17 protein-coding genes are annotated in these 15,145 nt (G+C 64.1%); 7 read left to right on the forward strand and 10 right to left on the reverse strand.

What is annotated here, in order from left to right; all coding sequences use genetic code 11:
- Window positions 1-19 precede the first annotated feature (19 nt).
- Complete coding sequence (locus BLT50_RS01000) at window positions 20-1,519, reverse strand: CoA-acylating methylmalonate-semialdehyde dehydrogenase (RefSeq protein WP_090025612.1); 1,500 nt, start codon at window positions 1,517-1,519, stop codon at window positions 20-22.
- A 125-nt stretch (window positions 1,520-1,644) separates the two neighbouring features.
- On the opposite strand from BLT50_RS01000, the gene BLT50_RS01005 reads away from it, so the two are divergent.
- From BLT50_RS01005 to coaD, 3 genes are all read left to right on the forward strand, one after another.
- Window positions 1,645-2,535 (forward strand): LysR family transcriptional regulator, encoded by an 891-nt coding sequence (locus tag BLT50_RS01005; RefSeq protein WP_090026954.1) that lies wholly within the window; start codon window positions 1,645-1,647, stop codon window positions 2,533-2,535.
- Window positions 2,536-2,607: 72 nt separating this feature from the next.
- Window positions 2,608-3,042 (forward strand): CBS domain-containing protein, encoded by a 435-nt coding sequence (locus BLT50_RS01010; RefSeq protein WP_090025615.1) that lies wholly within the window; start codon window positions 2,608-2,610, stop codon window positions 3,040-3,042.
- A 100-nt stretch (window positions 3,043-3,142) separates the two neighbouring features.
- A complete protein-coding gene (gene coaD, locus BLT50_RS01015; protein WP_090025618.1) occupies window positions 3,143-3,640 on the forward strand; it encodes a pantetheine-phosphate adenylyltransferase in 498 nt (165 codons plus the stop codon).
- Window positions 3,641-3,708: 68 nt separating this feature from the next.
- Here coaD and BLT50_RS01020 read toward each other — a convergent pair whose 3' ends face one another.
- From BLT50_RS01020 to gap, 3 genes are all read right to left on the reverse strand, one after another.
- Window positions 3,709-4,650, reverse strand: coding sequence for an alpha/beta fold hydrolase (locus BLT50_RS01020; RefSeq protein ID WP_090025621.1), 942 nt, complete (start codon window positions 4,648-4,650; stop codon window positions 3,709-3,711).
- A gap of 71 nt (window positions 4,651-4,721) precedes the next feature.
- Window positions 4,722-4,865 (reverse strand): hypothetical protein, encoded by a 144-nt coding sequence (locus BLT50_RS19535; protein ID WP_090026957.1) that lies wholly within the window; start codon window positions 4,863-4,865, stop codon window positions 4,722-4,724.
- Window positions 4,866-4,951: 86 nt separating this feature from the next.
- Complete coding sequence (gene gap, locus BLT50_RS01030; RefSeq protein WP_090025624.1) at window positions 4,952-5,956, reverse strand: type I glyceraldehyde-3-phosphate dehydrogenase; 1,005 nt, start codon at window positions 5,954-5,956, stop codon at window positions 4,952-4,954.
- A gap of 199 nt (window positions 5,957-6,155) precedes the next feature.
- Between gap and BLT50_RS01035 the strand changes: the two genes are divergently transcribed.
- Complete coding sequence (locus tag BLT50_RS01035) at window positions 6,156-7,127, forward strand: DUF808 domain-containing protein (protein WP_090025627.1); 972 nt, start codon at window positions 6,156-6,158, stop codon at window positions 7,125-7,127.
- 92 nt (window positions 7,128-7,219) lie between these two features.
- Here the strand turns inward: BLT50_RS01035 and tkt are convergent, their stop codons facing one another.
- Window positions 7,220-9,241, reverse strand: coding sequence for a transketolase (gene tkt, locus BLT50_RS01040; RefSeq protein ID WP_090026959.1), 2,022 nt, complete (start codon window positions 9,239-9,241; stop codon window positions 7,220-7,222).
- Between the two features lie 236 nt (window positions 9,242-9,477).
- Here tkt and BLT50_RS01045 point away from each other — a divergent pair, with 236 nt between their 5' ends.
- The 3 genes from BLT50_RS01045 to BLT50_RS01055 all read left to right on the forward strand — a co-directional run bounded on the left by BLT50_RS01045 (window position 9,478) and on the right by BLT50_RS01055 (window position 11,457).
- Complete coding sequence (locus BLT50_RS01045; protein WP_090025630.1) at window positions 9,478-9,975, forward strand: hypothetical protein; 498 nt, start codon at window positions 9,478-9,480, stop codon at window positions 9,973-9,975.
- Window positions 9,968-10,363, forward strand: coding sequence for a cell division protein ZapA (locus BLT50_RS01050; RefSeq protein WP_090025633.1), 396 nt, complete (start codon window positions 9,968-9,970; stop codon window positions 10,361-10,363). Before BLT50_RS01045 ends, BLT50_RS01050 begins: the two co-directional genes overlap by 8 nt.
- A gap of 68 nt (window positions 10,364-10,431) precedes the next feature.
- Window positions 10,432-11,457: an NAD(P)H-dependent flavin oxidoreductase gene (locus BLT50_RS01055; RefSeq protein ID WP_217629216.1), complete on the forward strand. Its 1,026-nt coding sequence runs from the start codon at window positions 10,432-10,434 to the stop codon at window positions 11,455-11,457.
- A gap of 59 nt (window positions 11,458-11,516) precedes the next feature.
- On the opposite strand, the gene grxD is transcribed toward BLT50_RS01055, so the two are convergent.
- From grxD to purL, 5 genes are all read right to left on the reverse strand, one after another.
- Window positions 11,517-11,879: a Grx4 family monothiol glutaredoxin gene (gene grxD, locus BLT50_RS01060; protein ID WP_090025638.1), complete on the reverse strand. Its 363-nt coding sequence runs from the start codon at window positions 11,877-11,879 to the stop codon at window positions 11,517-11,519.
- A gap of 40 nt (window positions 11,880-11,919) precedes the next feature.
- Window positions 11,920-12,177 (reverse strand): hypothetical protein, encoded by a 258-nt coding sequence (locus tag BLT50_RS01065; protein WP_090025640.1) that lies wholly within the window; start codon window positions 12,175-12,177, stop codon window positions 11,920-11,922.
- Window positions 12,178-12,294: 117 nt separating this feature from the next.
- A complete protein-coding gene (locus BLT50_RS01070; RefSeq protein ID WP_090025641.1) occupies window positions 12,295-12,558 on the reverse strand; it encodes a hypothetical protein in 264 nt (87 codons plus the stop codon).
- A 4-nt stretch (window positions 12,559-12,562) separates the two neighbouring features.
- A complete protein-coding gene (locus BLT50_RS01075; protein ID WP_090025643.1) occupies window positions 12,563-12,799 on the reverse strand; it encodes a BolA family protein in 237 nt (78 codons plus the stop codon).
- Window positions 12,800-12,872: 73 nt separating this feature from the next.
- Complete coding sequence (gene purL / locus BLT50_RS01080) at window positions 12,873-15,032, reverse strand: phosphoribosylformylglycinamidine synthase subunit PurL (RefSeq protein ID WP_090025645.1); 2,160 nt, start codon at window positions 15,030-15,032, stop codon at window positions 12,873-12,875.
- Window positions 15,033-15,145 lie beyond the last annotated feature (113 nt).

The following is a 15,145-nucleotide window of genomic DNA, read 5'->3' on the forward strand; positions in this document are numbered from 1 at the left end:
GTTTCTGCCTGGTGTTGGATCAATCCATGGCCTTGAAGTTGAATTCGCCGCCTTCCTTGATCCCAGACGGCCAACGCGAAGTCACCGTCTTGGTGCGGGTGTAGAACTTGAACGCATCCGGTCCATGCTGGTTCAGGTCGCCGAAGGCCGATTTCTTCCAGCCGCCGAAGGTGTGATAGGCCAGCGGCACCGGGATCGGCACGTTGATGCCCACCATGCCGATGTTGATACGGTTGGCGAAGTCGCGCGCGGCATCGCCGTCACGGGTAAAGATCGCCGTGCCGTTGCCATACTCGTGGTCCATCGCAAGGCCGATCGCCTCTTCGTAGCTGGCGGCGCGGACACAGGACAGCACCGGGCCAAAGATTTCCTGCTTGTAGATGTCCATGTCGGGCGTCACGCGGTCAAAGAGATGCGGGCCGACAAAGAACCCGTCCTCATAGCCCTGCAGGCTGAAATCGCGCCCGTCGACAACCAGTTCGGCGCCCTGATCGACACCCGACTGCACGAGGCCGAGGATTTTCTCCTTGGCGGCAGCCGTCACGACGGGGCCGTAATCCACGTCGTCACCCGCAGTGTAGGGACCGACCTTAAGCGCCTCGATGCGCGGCACAAGCTTTTCGATCAGGCGGTCGGCGGTTTCGTCGCCCACCGGAACAGCCACCGAAATCGCCATGCAGCGTTCGCCTGCCGCACCGTATCCAGCGCCGATCAGCGCGTCGGCGGCCTGGTCCATGTCGGCGTCGGGCATGATGATCATGTGGTTCTTGGCACCGCCGAAACACTGCACGCGCTTGCCGTTGGAACAGCCGCGGCCATAGATGTACTCGGCGATCGGGGTCGAGCCGACAAAGCCGATCGACTGGATCACCGGGTGATCGAGGATCGCATCCACCGCTTCCTTGTCGCCGTTGACGACCTGCAGGATGCCCTTGGGCAGACCGGCCTCTTCCATCAGCTCGGCCAGCATCAGCGGCACGGACGGGTCACGCTCCGACGGCTTGAGGATGAAGGCGTTGCCGCAGGCGATGGCCGGCGCGAACATCCACATCGGGATCATGGCAGGGAAGTTGAAGGGCGTGATGCCCGCGGTCACGCCAAGCGGCTGGCGCATGGAATACATGTCGATGCCGGGGCCGGCGCTGTCGGTGAATTCGCCCTTCAGCAGTTGCGGCGCACCGATGCAGTATTCGACAACTTCCAGCCCGCGCTGCACGTCGCCCTTGGCATCGGGGAAGGTCTTGCCATGCTCGCGGCTCAGCGCCTCGGCCAGCTTGTCCATGTCGCGGTTCAGCAGATCGACGAACTTCATCATCACGCGCGCGCGGCGCTGCGGGTTGACGGCGCCCCAGGCGGGTTGCGCCGCTGCGGCCACCTCGACCGCATGGGCCAGTTCCTCGGTGCTGGCCAGCGGGCATTTCGCCTGCACTTCGCCGGTCGCGGGGTTATAGACATCTGTGAAACGGCCGGACGTGCCTTTGACATGTGCGCCGTTGATGTAATGGGTCAGTTCCTGCATGGATGGACTCCTCCTCTCAAAGATTGCGCGCAGGATAGGCTTGCAAAATTCCCGGCGATAGGGGCAAGTTTCCAAAAAGGCATTGCGAAAATGCAGGGAAGGGGCCGCGCATGACCAGCAATGACATGCATTGGGACGATCTGCGGATATTCCTGGCGGTGGCGCGCAGCGAAAGCCTGTCGGGCGCGGGCAAGATCCTGCGGGTCGATCCGGCCACCGTCGGGCGCCGCATCGCCCGGCTGGAAGAACGGCTTGGCACGCCGCTTTTCGCCAAATCCCCGCAAGGCTACGCCATGACCGATGCGGGGCAGCGCCTCATGGCGCATGCCGAACGCGCCGAACAGGCGATGGCGGGCGCATTGGAAGAGGTGCAGGGACAGCCCGGCACATTGTCGGGCCAGATCCGCATCGGCGCGCCGGATGGCTGCGCGAATTACCTGTTGCCGCAGGTGTGCACGCAGATCATGCAGGACAATCCCGACCTCGAGCTGCAGATCGTCGCCCTGCCGCGCGTCGTGAACCTGTCCAAGCGCGAGGCCGACATGGCCATCGCCGTCAGCCCACCGGCTGCCGGGCGGCTGCTGGTTCAGAAGATCACCGATTACCGGCTGCATCTCGCCGCTTCGCGCGCCTATCTGAAACACCATCCGCCGATCACCGAATTGGACGATCTGCGCGGCCACCGGGTGATCGGGTACATCCCAGACATGATTTTCGACAAGGAACTGGACTATCTCCATGAAATCGGGGTCGAGCGTGTCGCCATGGCGTCGAACTCGGTTTCGGTGCAGTTCAACTGGGTCCGGCAGGCCGGGGGCATCGGGGTGGTGCATGACTTTGCGATCCCGTCGGGGCATGGCATCCGCAAGGTGCTGCCCGACAAGATCAGCCTGACGCGCAGCTTCTACCTGATCCGCCACGCGGATGACCGGCGGCTCGAGAGGCTCAACAGGTTTGCGGCTGCCCTGTGCGACGGGCTCAAAGCCGAAGTTCAGCGGCTCGAAGCGCAAAGCTGACGCGCGACTTGACAGAATGTCGCATCCCGTGGACGCTGGTATCCCACGCATACCCAACGGGAGGGACATGTCATGCTGGTCCACCAGATCCTCAAATCCAAGGGCGATGGCGCCGTTCTTACGGTCAAGCCCGGAACGCTTGTCTCCGATGCGGCGCAGGTTCTGGCGGAACGAAGGATCGGCGGCCTTGTCGTGTCACGGGACGGAAAATCTGTCGATGGCATCCTGTCAGAACGCGACATCGTGCGCAGCCTGGCCCTGCGGGGCGCGGTCTGCCTGTCCGAGGCGGTCGACGACATGATGACGCGCAACCCGTCCTGCTGCGGGCGCAACGATACCGCCGATGACGTGCTGCAACGCATGACGGACGGGCGCTTTCGCCATATGCCAGTGACCGAAAACAACGAGCTGGTCGGCATCGTCACCATCGGCGACGTGGTCAAGGCGCGGCTCGAAGAGCTGGCGATGGAACGCAACGCCCTGGAAGGCATGATCATGGGCCATTGACGGCCTGTCTGGCAAAGCAAGCGGAAAATCGGGTTGCATTCAGCGGCGCAATATTATTGCGTGCGCTCAAAGCCAAACAGCCGTCAAGCGAGGGACAAGCATGCGCATCGGTCTTTACCCCGGCACGTTCGATCCGATCACCCTGGGGCATATAGATATCATCCGTCGCGCTGCGACCCTTGTGGACAGGTTGGTGATCGGCGTCGCGATCAACCGCGACAAGGGGCCGTTGTTCTCGCTTGAAGAGCGGGTCGAGATGATCGAGGCGGAATGCGCTATGCTCAGCTCGGAAACCGGCACCGAAATCGTGGCGCATCCGTTCGAGAACCTGTTGATCGACTGCGCCCACGATGTGGGGGCCCAGGTGATCGTCCGCGGCCTGCGGGCTGTTGCCGACTTCGAATACGAATTCCAGATGGTCGGCATGAACCGCGCGCTCGACAGCTCGGTCGAAACCGTGTTCCTGATGGCGGATGCCCGTCACCAGGCGATCGCCTCCAAGCTGGTCAAGGAAATCGCGCGGCTCGATGGCGACGTCACGAAATTCGTCCCTGCCATGGTGAAGGAGCGGCTGCTCGCCAAGCTCGGAAAGTCCTAGGCTATCCGCTTATCAAGCCCTCCGGGCTTTCTTCGCGAAGCGGGCGCATCGCGCCCAATGAGCGGCGATCAAAGCCCCGGATCGTTCCGGCGGATGAAATCGACGCAGGCGCCGGGATGCGTCAGCGGCAGCATATGCCCGCCAGGGATGACGTCGAGCGCGATTTCGGGATGATCCGCCACCAGCTTGCGCCCCTGCGTTTCGACCGACAGGATGCGGTCGTCTTCCCCGTAAAGCACCGCCATAGGCACCTGCAGTTCGCCATAGCTTGCGCGCATCCACTTGATATCGGCCATCGACGACACGTAATCCCGGCTGGTGTTGAAGAACGATCCCGGCCGAAGCCCCAGCAATCCGCCGCCCCTGGTGCTGTAATCGCGCGGCACCGGATCGGGGCCGAAGACGAGGTTGAACACCATGTCCACGTTACGCATCCCCAAGGGGGTCGCCAGCGTCCAGGCCAGCGCTTTGCGCATCATGTCGGATTTGATGCCCAGACTGGCAAAGGCGGGCGAGGGCGCATCGCCCCCGCGCGTCAGAGGTGCAAGCAGGGCAAGACCGCGCGTTTTCTGCGGAAAATCGCGCGCCAGGCACACCGCGATAGCGCCCCCGAGCGAGTGTCCGACGATCAGCGGACGGTCCAGCCCCAGCTTGTCGATCGCCTCGGCCACATAGGCCGCCTGCGCGCGCGGGTTGGCGGGCGCGTCGTCGGGACGGTCGGAATAGCCCATGCCGGGGCGGTCTATGGCGATGCAGCGATGCGTCGATGACAGGGCGTCGACCAGCGCATAGTCGAAATTGCCCAGTTGCGCGCCCAGCCCGTGGATCATGACGATGGCAGGGCCATGCCCTTTGTCGACGTAGTGCAGCTGTCCGGTCGAGATCTCGATGAACTGGCCGCGTGGCGGCACCGCGGTTTCGACCTGGCGCTTGGTTTTCCAGGTGAACCACACCAGCCCCGCGATGGTTGCGCCGACCAGCAGGATCAACAACCAAATGATCGTCATCATTGTAACACTCTCCTATCCCTTGCGGCTGAAGGATAGGGGCGGCGCGCGGTGCAGGCCAGAGATCCGTGGCGTCACCGCCAGAATACCAGCCACTCGATCAATTCCATGCCTTTCTTGGCCAGAAACAGCAGGTTTGCGCCATCCATGGCGTAGGCGTCGATGCCGATAGCGACAAGAACGGCCACTCCCAAGCCTATGGAGATCTGGTTTGTCATGGGCAAGGTCCGGCCTGTTTCGGGATCTGCTGTCCCAGATATGGCCGAGCGGCGGGCGCAGCGCAAGCCGCCGCGCCCGGGCATTTTCACAGGGCGCGCTGTCCCATTGCGGCGGCCACATCCGCCATCCGGCAGGAAAAGCCCCATTCGTTGTCGTACCATGCCAGCACGCGCACCAGGCGCTTGCCGATCACCTTGGTCTGGTCCGGCGCGAAGATCGAGCTTTCTTCGGTGTGGTTGAAATCGATCGAAACCTTGGGCTCCGGGTCATAGCCCAGGATGCCTTTCAGCGCGCCGGCGGCCGCTTCGGCCACCACGGCATTCACGTCCTCGACCGTTACGTCCTTGCCTGCGGTAAAGGTCAGGTCAACCGCGGACACGTTCGGGGTGGGCACCCGGATGGCCGAACCGTCCAGCTTGCCCTTCAACTGCGGCAGCACCTCGCCCAGGGCCTTGGCGGCGCCGGTCGAGGTGGGAATCATGCTCATCGCTGCGGCGCGCGCGCGGTACAGATCCTTGTGGCGGCGGTCCAGCGTCGGCTGGTCGCCGGTATAGCTGTGGATCGTGGTCATGATGCCGCTCTCGATGCCGATCTCGGCGTCCAGCACCTTGGCCAGCGGGGCAAGGCAGTTCGTCGTGCACGACCCGTTGGACACCATGATGTCGCCCTTGGTCAGCTGGTCGTCATTCACGCCCATCACGATGGTTTTTTGCACGTTCTTCGCGGGGGCCGAGATCAGAACCGCCTTGGCGCCGCGCTCGAGATGCTTTTGGCATTTGTCGCCATCGTTGAAGTTGCCGGTGCATTCCAGAACCACATCGACCCCGGACCAGTCCAACTCGTCCATGTTGTAGGTCGAGAACATCTCCATCTCGCCATGCCCCAGGTCCATCATCCGGTCGCCGATCTTGACCTCGTTGCGGAAACGGCCATGCACGCTGTCATAGCGGATCAGGTGCGCGGCGGTTTCCAGCGGGCCGGTGGCGTTCACCTTGACCACGCGCACGTCTTCGCGTGCGGTTTCAGCAATGTGCATGAGGGTGCAGCGCCCGATGCGGCCAAATCCGTTGATGCCAAGCGTGATGGTCATGTTCGTGGTCTCCTGCGCGAGTGGATTTGCGCGCGGTATAGTGTGCCCAACTCGGGCCCGAAAGGTCAAAAGCGGCGTTTTATCTACCTGTTAGCGCAAAAGCGGGCCGGTTGCGCTAACATGCGCTGTGCTGCGCGCTTGCCCCTGTGCGCGCATCCGCTAGGGTGGAGCCGACGACGGTAAACCGGAGGTTGGGTGAATGAGCGGTCTTCTGGCGCTTCTCGATGATGTTGCGGCGATTGCCAAGGTCGCGGCGACCAGCGTGGATGACATCGCCGCCGCCGCGACCAAGGCCGGCACCAAGACCGCGGGCGTCATCATCGACGATGCGGCCGTCACCCCGAAATACGTCCAGGGTTTTGCACCGGCCCGCGAATTGCCGATCATCTGGCGGATCACGCGCGGGTCGTTCTTCAACAAGCTGGTGATCCTGCTGCCGGTTGCGATGCTGCTGGCCAATTTCGCGCCGTGGATGATAACGCCACTGCTGATGCTGGGCGGTTCGTACTTATGCTTCGAAGGGGCGGAAAAGATATTCCATGCGCTCTTCCCGCATGCCGACAAGCATGTCGAGGCGGACATGTCGGTCAAGGATCCCGGCCACCTCGAAGAGGAAAAGGTCAAGGGCGCGATCAAGACCGATTTCATCCTGTCCGCCGAGATCATGACAATCGCGCTGGCCGCGATCGAGGCGCCGAATGTCTGGATGCAGGCGGCCACGCTGGCCGTGGTGGGCGTCATGGTGACGATCGCGGTCTACGGCTCGGTCGGGCTGATCGTGAAGATGGACGATGTCGGGCTTTACGTGGCGCAGAACGGGCGCACTGGCGCAGGGCGCGCGTTCGGGCGCGGCATGGTGAAATTCATGCCGGTGCTGCTCAGGATACTGTCGACTGTCGGAACTGCGGCGATGCTCTGGGTGGGCGGGTCGATCATGGTGCACGGGCTGCATGATCTGGGCGTTCACACCCCTTACGAAGAGATCAAGCACCTGGCCGCAATCGTCGCCGGGTCGGTTCAGGACGGCTTGTCTGGCGCGGTTAAATGGGGCGTGACCGCCTTTTGCGACGGTGTGCTGGGGTTGGTCTGGGGGATGATCCTGATCCCCATCGCCACCCGGATCGTCGGCCCGCTGATCGGTGCCATCACCGGCAAGAAGGCCGCGCATTGACGCGGCGACCATGAAAAAGGGCCCCGCGGGGCCCTTTGTCTTGATGGATTCGGGCAGGGTAGAACGCCGCAGCGCCGGCCCTGCGATCCGTATCAGCCCAGCAGGCGCTTGACCTCGGCGGCGACGGCCTCGGCGGTTATGCCGAATTTCTCGTAAAGCACCTCGGCCGGGGCGGAGGCGCCAAAACGCGACATGCCCACGAACCCGGCCTTTGCCTCGCGGCCGCGCTCACCCAGAAGCCAGCGGTCCCAGCCCTGGCGCACGGCGGCTTCGACGCCCACGCGCACGGGGCCGGCGGGCAGCACGCGGCGGCGATACGCTTCGTCCTGGTCTGCGAACAGCTCCATGCAGGGCATCGAAACGACACGGGTGCCGATGCCTTCGGCCTCGAGCATGTCACGCGCGGCCATCGCGATTTCGACCTCCGAGCCGGTGGCGATCAGGATCGCCTGGCGCTTGCCTGCCTGCGCATCGGCCAGCACATAGGCGCCCTGCGCCGTCAGGTTCCTGGTCTTGTGCGCGGTGCGCAGCGTCGGCAGGTTCTGCCGGGTAAGCGACAGGACCGAGGGCGTCGCCTTGGCGCTGAGCGCGAGTTCCCAGGCTTCGGCGGTTTCCACCGTGTCGCAGGGGCGGAACACCATCGTGTTGGGCGTCGCGCGCGAAATCGCAAGATGTTCGACCGGCTGGTGGGTCGGGCCGTCCTCGCCCAGGCCGATGCTGTCATGGGTCATGACGAACACGCTGGGGATCTTCATCAGTGCGGCCAGGCGCATCGCGGGGCGGGCGTAATCGGTAAAGGCCATGAAGGTGCCGCCATAGGGGCGGATGCCGCCATGCAGCGCCATGCCGTTCATCGCCGCGGCCATGCCGTGTTCTCGGATGCCCCAGTGGATGTACCGGCCCTTGCGGTTGTCCACGTCGAACACGCCCATATCGGCGGTCTTGGTGTTGTTCGACCCCGACAGGTCGGCCGAGCCGCCCACGGTTTCGCCCATCACCGGGTTCACGACCTCCAGCACCATTTCGCTGGATTTGCGTGTCGCGACCGAAGGGGCGCTTTCGCTGACCTGCTTTTTCAGGGCGCGGATCACGGCAGACAGCTTGGCGGGCGCTTCAAAGGCATAGCGGCGTTCGAACTCGGCGCGCTTGCGGTCGGACAGGGCGGCAAGCCGCTCTTCCCACGCCGCGCGTTCTGTGGCGCCACGGCGGCCGATCTCTTCCCACTGTGCCTTGATGTCGGCGGGCACGTCGAAGGGACCACCGGTCCAGCCATAGGCGGCCTTGGCTGCGGCCAGTTGTTCGGGGTTGGTCAGCGCGCCATGACCCTTCGAGGTGTCCTGCGCCGCATGCCCCAGCGCGATATGCGTCTTGCAGGCGATCATCGACGGCTTGGCCGTCTTTTTCGCGGCTTCGATCGCCGCGTCGATGGCCGCCGGGTCGTGGCCGTCGATTTCCTGGACATGCCAGCCGGCCGACTTGAAGCGCATCACCTGGTCGGTCGAATCCGCCAGGCTGACTTCGCCGTCGATGGTGATGTTGTTGTTGTCCCAGAAAACGATCAGCCGGCCCAGCTTGTGCCGCCCGGCCAGGGTGATCGCTTCCTGGCTGACACCTTCCATCAGGCAGCCGTCGCCTGCGATCACATAGGTGTGGTGATCGACGATCTTGCGGCCGAACTCGGCGCGCTGGATTTCCTCGGCCATTGCGAAGCCCACGGAATTCGCGATGCCCTGGCCCAGCGGGCCGGTCGTTGTTTCCACGCCGTCCAGCAGGAAGTTTTCCGGGTGCCCGGCCGTGCGCGCGCCCCACTGGCGGAAATTGCGCAGCTCTTCCAGCGTGACCTGCTCGTATCCCGTCAGGTAGAGCAGCGAATAAATCAGCATCGAGCCATGCCCGGCCGACAGGATGAATCGGTCGCGATCTGGCCATTTCGGGGCTGAAGCATCGAATTTCAGGTGCTTTTCGAACAGCACCGTCGCGACGTCGGCCATACCCATCGGCATACCGGAATGGCCAGAATTGGCGGCATGCACCGCATCGAGCGTCAGGGCGCGGATCGCGGCGGCGCGCATCCAGTGATCAGGGTTGGCAGTGCGGAGGGCTGAGATGTCCACGGGTGGCATTCCTTCGATGGCAGCAAGCTTCCTGCGCTCAATAGCAGCCCACCCGCCAAGATCAAGCGCGGGGGCTAAGTGCTTGGGGTCAAAGGGGGCGCAATTTCCCCGGTCATTGGCTAAACTGCGACAAAAGCAGGCGCGTAGCGATTCGTTCCGCCGGCGTGCCGATGTGCAGGCAGGTGCGGGTACGACAACAGGCGGCCCACACCGATAGAAATGGGGGCTTTGGGGCGATGAGCGATATCGTTGAACTTGAACGGCGCCTGACCGCTGCGATGGACCGCATCGCGCGCGGTGTCGATGGCATCGGCGCCACGAAAACGGCGGACCCGGACGAGATGGCCGGGCTCAAGCAGGCGCTCGAGGATGAAAAGCTGGTCACCGCCCAGCTCGAAGAGCGGATCAAGAAGCTGCATGCGCGTCAGGAAGACGAAACCGCCGCGATCAGGGCCGAATTGGAAACGACCCGCACCGCCATGGCGCAGCTCGACGGCGAATTGCAGCGGCTGCGCAAAGCCAGCGATCAGTTGCGCGACACCGTGTCGAAACTGCGCGAGGCCAACGCCGAAGGCGTGGCCGAACCGCACCTGATCAACAAGGCCATGCTGGCCGAGTTGGAGGTTCTGCGCGCGGCACGGGCGGCAGATGTCGCCGAGGCGGATGCCATCATCGCGACCATCGCGCCGCTTCTGGCCGAAGCCCCGAACGAAGAGGAGGGCGAAGATGCCTGAGGTGGAAATCCGTATTGGCGGCCGTGCCTTCGAAGTGTCCTGCCAGGAGGGCGAAGAGCATTATCTTCAGGCCGCTGCGGCCATGCTGGACACCGAAGCCAGCGTTCTGACCCAGCAGATCGGGCGCCTTCCAGAGGCGCGGATGCTGCTGATGGCCGGCCTCATGCTGGCCGACAAGACTGCCGGTATCGAAGACCGACTGCGCGAAGCCGAAGCGAAAATGGCGAACTTGCAGGCCGAACTCGACCGCATGCGCAGCGCCCCCGCACCCGAACCCGAGCGGATCGAGGTCGCCGTGGTGCCGCCGCAGGTGACCGAAACGCTTGCCGAACTGGCCGCGCGCGCCGAGTCGATCGCGGACAGCCTTGAAGATCAGGCCGGAAGCTAGGGCTGGGCGGCCGGATGGGGCAGGCCGGGATCTCCGATAACGTACGGTCCTTTTGCTCTGATTATGGGTTGGATCTGCCGGTTCTGATGGCGCCCATGGCGGGCGCGTCGCCGGTCGGCCTGTCGGTTGCCGTGGCGAATGCCGGTGCGATGGGCGGCTGTGGCGCGCTGCTGATGAGCCCGGACGGGATCGCGGACTGGGCTGCTGGATTTCGCAAGCAATCGAATGGCGCTTTTCAGATGAACCTCTGGGTGCCGGACCCTGACCCGCTGCGCGACCCCGCGCACGAGGCGGCGCTGGCCGGTTTCCTGGCAGGCTGGGGACCAGGGCCCGACTTGCCTGGGGACGGCCCGTTCGTGCAGGATTTCGACGCCCAGTTCGAGGCGGTGCTGGCGGCGGGTGTGCCGGTGTTTTCGACGATCATGGGCCTGTTGTCACAGCAGCAGGCCGCCGCCCTGAAATCCCGCGGTATCCGCTGGTTCGCCACCGTGACCACCCTGGCCGAGGCCCGAGCCGCCGAAGCGGCGGGCGCCGAAGCGCTGATCGTGCAGGGCGCCGAAGCGGGCGGGCACCGGGGCGCCTTTGACGCCGAAGGCGCCGAGGCGCGGGCGATTGGCGGCCTTGCCTTGATCCCGGCCGTGGCCGACGCGACCACCGTGCCGCTGATCGCGGCGGGCGGTATCGCGGATGGCCGCGCCATGGCGGCGGCCCTGGTTCTGGGGGCAAGCGCCGTCATGATAGGCACGGCGCTGTTGCGCACACCCGAAGCCGGCCTTGCCCCGGGATGGGCCGATACGCTGGACCGCCTGCCGCCGGAAAACACGGTTCTGACCCACGCGTTTTCCGGCCGCGCGGGCAGGGCGGTCGCCAGCCCCTATGTCATCGCCGCGCAAACCGGGCCGGCGCCTGCGCCCTATCCCGTGCAACGGGCGCTGACACAGCCGATGCGCGATGCGGCTGCGGCTGCGGGAAATACCGATGCTATGCAAATGTGGGCCGGGCAGGCCGCAGGGCGCGCCCGTGCGATATCTGCGGATCAGGTCGTGCGCGATATCTGGGCGGGGGCGCTGGAGGTGCTGCCGGGCCTGGCATAGGCCAATGAAAAAGGCGGCCCCTTCAGAGCCGCCTTTCGTGGTTCGGTCGTCAGTCAGGATCAGGCGTTCGCTTCGCGGATCTTGTCGGCGGCGTCCTTGTCGTAGGCCACGCCGTGCTGGTCGAAAAGCTGATCCAACTCACCCGACAGCGTCATCTCGGTGATGATGTCGCATCCGCCGACGAATTCGCCCTTCACGTAAAGCTGGGGGATTGTCGGCCAGTCGGAGTAATCCTTGATTCCCTGCCGGATCGCGTCGTCGGCCAGCACGTTCACGTCGGCATAATCGACACCCATGTAATTCAGGACGCCCGCCACGCGCTGCGAGAACCCGCATTGCGGCATGGTTTTGGTGCCTTTCATGTAAAGCACCACGTCGTTGGATTTCACGGTGTCTTCGATCTGGGTTTTCGCGTCGGTCATCTGCTGCGTCTTTCTGTTCGGGTTTGGTATCTGGGGTGGTTCAGGCTTTTGGAGTGTCTTCGGACTCACCCTTCAATTCCGGGTCGTTGTAGTCGCTGGGGTCGAAGTCTTCGGGATCGTACACCTCTTCTCCATCGCTCAGCGCCTTGACATGCGTTGTGCCGGTTTCCTCGTCATAGGCCAAGCCGTAGTCGGACTTGCCGTGGGATTTGTAACGCAAATACTCGTGAATTCCGGCATAGACGAATGCCACCACGAAGGGCAACAGGATTAGAAAGGCAAGTAGGCGGGCATCCATAAGTCCTCCTTTGCAACGGCATATGCGCCGATGCCTGTCACGCCAGAGGTAGCCACCGACAAGACCTTGCGCAAGGGGGGCGGCGGCCCCGTCATGGACGCGCGGCGCAGGACGATCCTAGTCTTGTTGCCTGGTATCTTTCGACTTTTTGGCTGCTGGCACGAAATGGCGGGCATATTCCTGCGGATCGCGCGGAACGCGCCATGTGGTCTGGTGACCGCCAAGCCCCGATGAATAGTTCGATTCCAGCTCGTGATACCCTTTGCCCGGTTCGCTGCCGCGCTCGGTGCCTTCGAAGTCGCGCTGCCGACGTATACCGATCAAGAGTGCGACCGCCAGGATCAGCACGATCAGGACCGGTATGGTCAGGCTTGCGCTCATCGACTCAGTCCGGGGCCCGCGTGGTCAGCGCAAGGGCATGCAACTCGCCGTTCGGCCCGTCCATCTTGCCCTTGAGAGCGGCATAGACGGCGCGCTGCTGTTGCACGCGGTTCATCCCGCGAAAGCTTTCGTCGATCACCATGGCGGACATGTGCACGCCGTCGTCCCCTTCGACCATGATCTTGGCGTTGGGGAAGGTATCGCGCAGCAGGTCCTCGATTTCCTGGGGATGCATCGGCATGTGCTGCTTCTCCTGTCGTCGCCTGTAAAAGATGTAATCCCGATGCCCTATTTTCGCAAGGGATCGAAAGGGGTTAGCCCAACGCCTCTTCAAAGCTGCCGCGATAGAGGGCGGAAAGCTCGGCCAGGGGTGCCTCGATACCGCCAAAGCGCACGGTGTCGCCGGTAAAGCGGCCCACTGTTCGGATCGGAACGCCGGCCTTGCCCGCCGCGATCATCAGCGCCTCGGCCTGGTCGAAATTGCACGCGATCAGGTAGCGGCTCTGGTCCTCGCCGAACAACTGCGCCATGTCGTCGTCGTCGATATGCACACCCACGCCGCCGGCCTCGGCCATCTCGAACGCGGCCAGCGCCAGCCCGCCATCCGACAGGTCGGTGCAGGCCTTGATCATCTCGTGGTTGGCGCGGATGAATTCTCCGTTGCGACGCTCGGCGGCAAGATCGACATGCGGCGCGTCGCCGTCTTCGCGGTTGAACACCTCGTAAAGCAGCGCGGACTGGCCCAGATGGCCGTCGGTTTCCCCCACCAGCAACGCGACATGCCCGTCACGGGCATGGCCCGCGATCAGCTGCTCGGCGGTGTCGATCAGGCCCACCGCGCAGATCGTCGGCGTGGGCAGGATCGCCTGGCCGTCGGTTTCGTTGTAAAGTGACACGTTGCCCGACACGATCGGGGTATCCAGCGCGCTGCACGCCTCGCCGATGCCTTTGATCGCGCCCACGAACTGGCCCATGATCTCGGGCTTTTCGGGATTGCCGAAATTCAGGTTGTCGGTCGTGGCCAGCGGCCGCGCGCCCACGGCGCAGAGGTTGCGGAACGCTTCGGCCACGGCCTGCTTGCCGCCCTCGACCGGGTTGGCCCGGACATAGCGCGGCGTCACGTCCGAGGTGAAGGCCAGCAGCTTGTCGGTGCCATGCACGCGCACCACGCCCGCACCCAGACCCGGCGTCTGCACCGTGTCGGCCATGACCATCGTGTCGTACTGTTCGAATACCCATGCCTTCGAGGCGTAGTTGGGGCTGCCGATCAGCGCCTTGAGCGCGTCGACCGGATCGACGCCGGGCAGATCGTCCAGCGCCTGTGCCTCGGGCGTCGCGACCCATGGGCGGTCGTATTCGGGCGCCGAGGAACTGAGCTTGGACAGCGGCAGGTCGGCCTTCACCTCATTGCCATGCAGGATGAGAAAGCGGTCATCCGCGATGGTTTCGCCGACGATGGCGAAATCGAGATCCCATTTTTCGAAAACGGCGCGCGCCTCGGCCTCTTTTTCGGGGCGCAGCACCATCAGCATACGCTCCTGGCTTTCGGACAGCATCATTTCGTAGGCGGTCATGTCGGCCTCGCGCTGGGGCACGTCGTCAAGCTGAAGCTTGACGCCCAGACCGCCCTTGTCGCCCATTTCGACCGCCGAACATGTCAGACCCGCCGCACCCATATCCTGAATCGAGATCACCGCCCCGGTCTGCATCAGCTCAAGACAGGCTTCCATCAGGCGCTTTTCGGTGAACGGGTCGCCGACCTGTACGGTTGGGCGCTTTTCCTCGATGGTTTCGTCGAATTCCGCGCTGGCCATGGTCGCGCCGCCGACGCCGTCGCGGCCGGTCTTGGCGCCCAGATAGACGACGGGCATGCCCACGCCGGACGCTGCGGAATAGAAAATCTTGTCGGCATCGGCCAGGCCCGCCGCAAAGGCATTCACCAGGCAGTTGCCGTTATAGGCGGGATGAAACCGCACCTCGCCGCCCACGGTGGGAACGCCGAAACAGTTGCCATAGCCGCCGATCCCTTCGACCACACCATGCACCAGCTGGCGCGTCTTGGGGTGGCCCACCTCGCCAAAGGACAGGCTGTTCATCGCGGCAATGGGGCGCGCGCCCATCGTGAACACGTCGCGCAGAATGCCGCCCACGCCCGTGGCCGCGCCCTGGTAGGGTTCGATGTAGCTGGGGTGGTTATGGCTTTCCATCTTGAAGACAACCGCCTGGCCGTCGCCGATATCCACGACGCCCGCGTTTTCACCGGGGCCGCAGATGACCTGCGGGCCGCTCGTTGGCAGCGTGCGCAGCCATTTCTTCGAGGATTTGTAGGAACAATGCTCGTTCCACATCGCCGAAAAGATCCCAAGCTCGGTGAATGTCGGCTCGCGGCCGATGATTTCGAGAATGCGGTCGTATTCGTCGGGCTTCAGCCCGTGGCTTTCGATCAGGTCTTGGGTGATCTTTGGCTCTTCCATCTGCGATGTCCCCCGGGGTCGCGCGCGGCTTGGTCTGTGATGCGCCTCCTTTACGGCATCGCGCGGGCAGGGGAAAGGGGCGGTATGGCGCAGTGCGGGCATTGACCCGGACG

The sequence above is a fragment of the Lutimaribacter saemankumensis genome (genome assembly GCF_900100005.1).
GTDB classification, from domain to species: domain Bacteria; phylum Pseudomonadota; class Alphaproteobacteria; order Rhodobacterales; family Rhodobacteraceae; genus Lutimaribacter; species Lutimaribacter saemankumensis.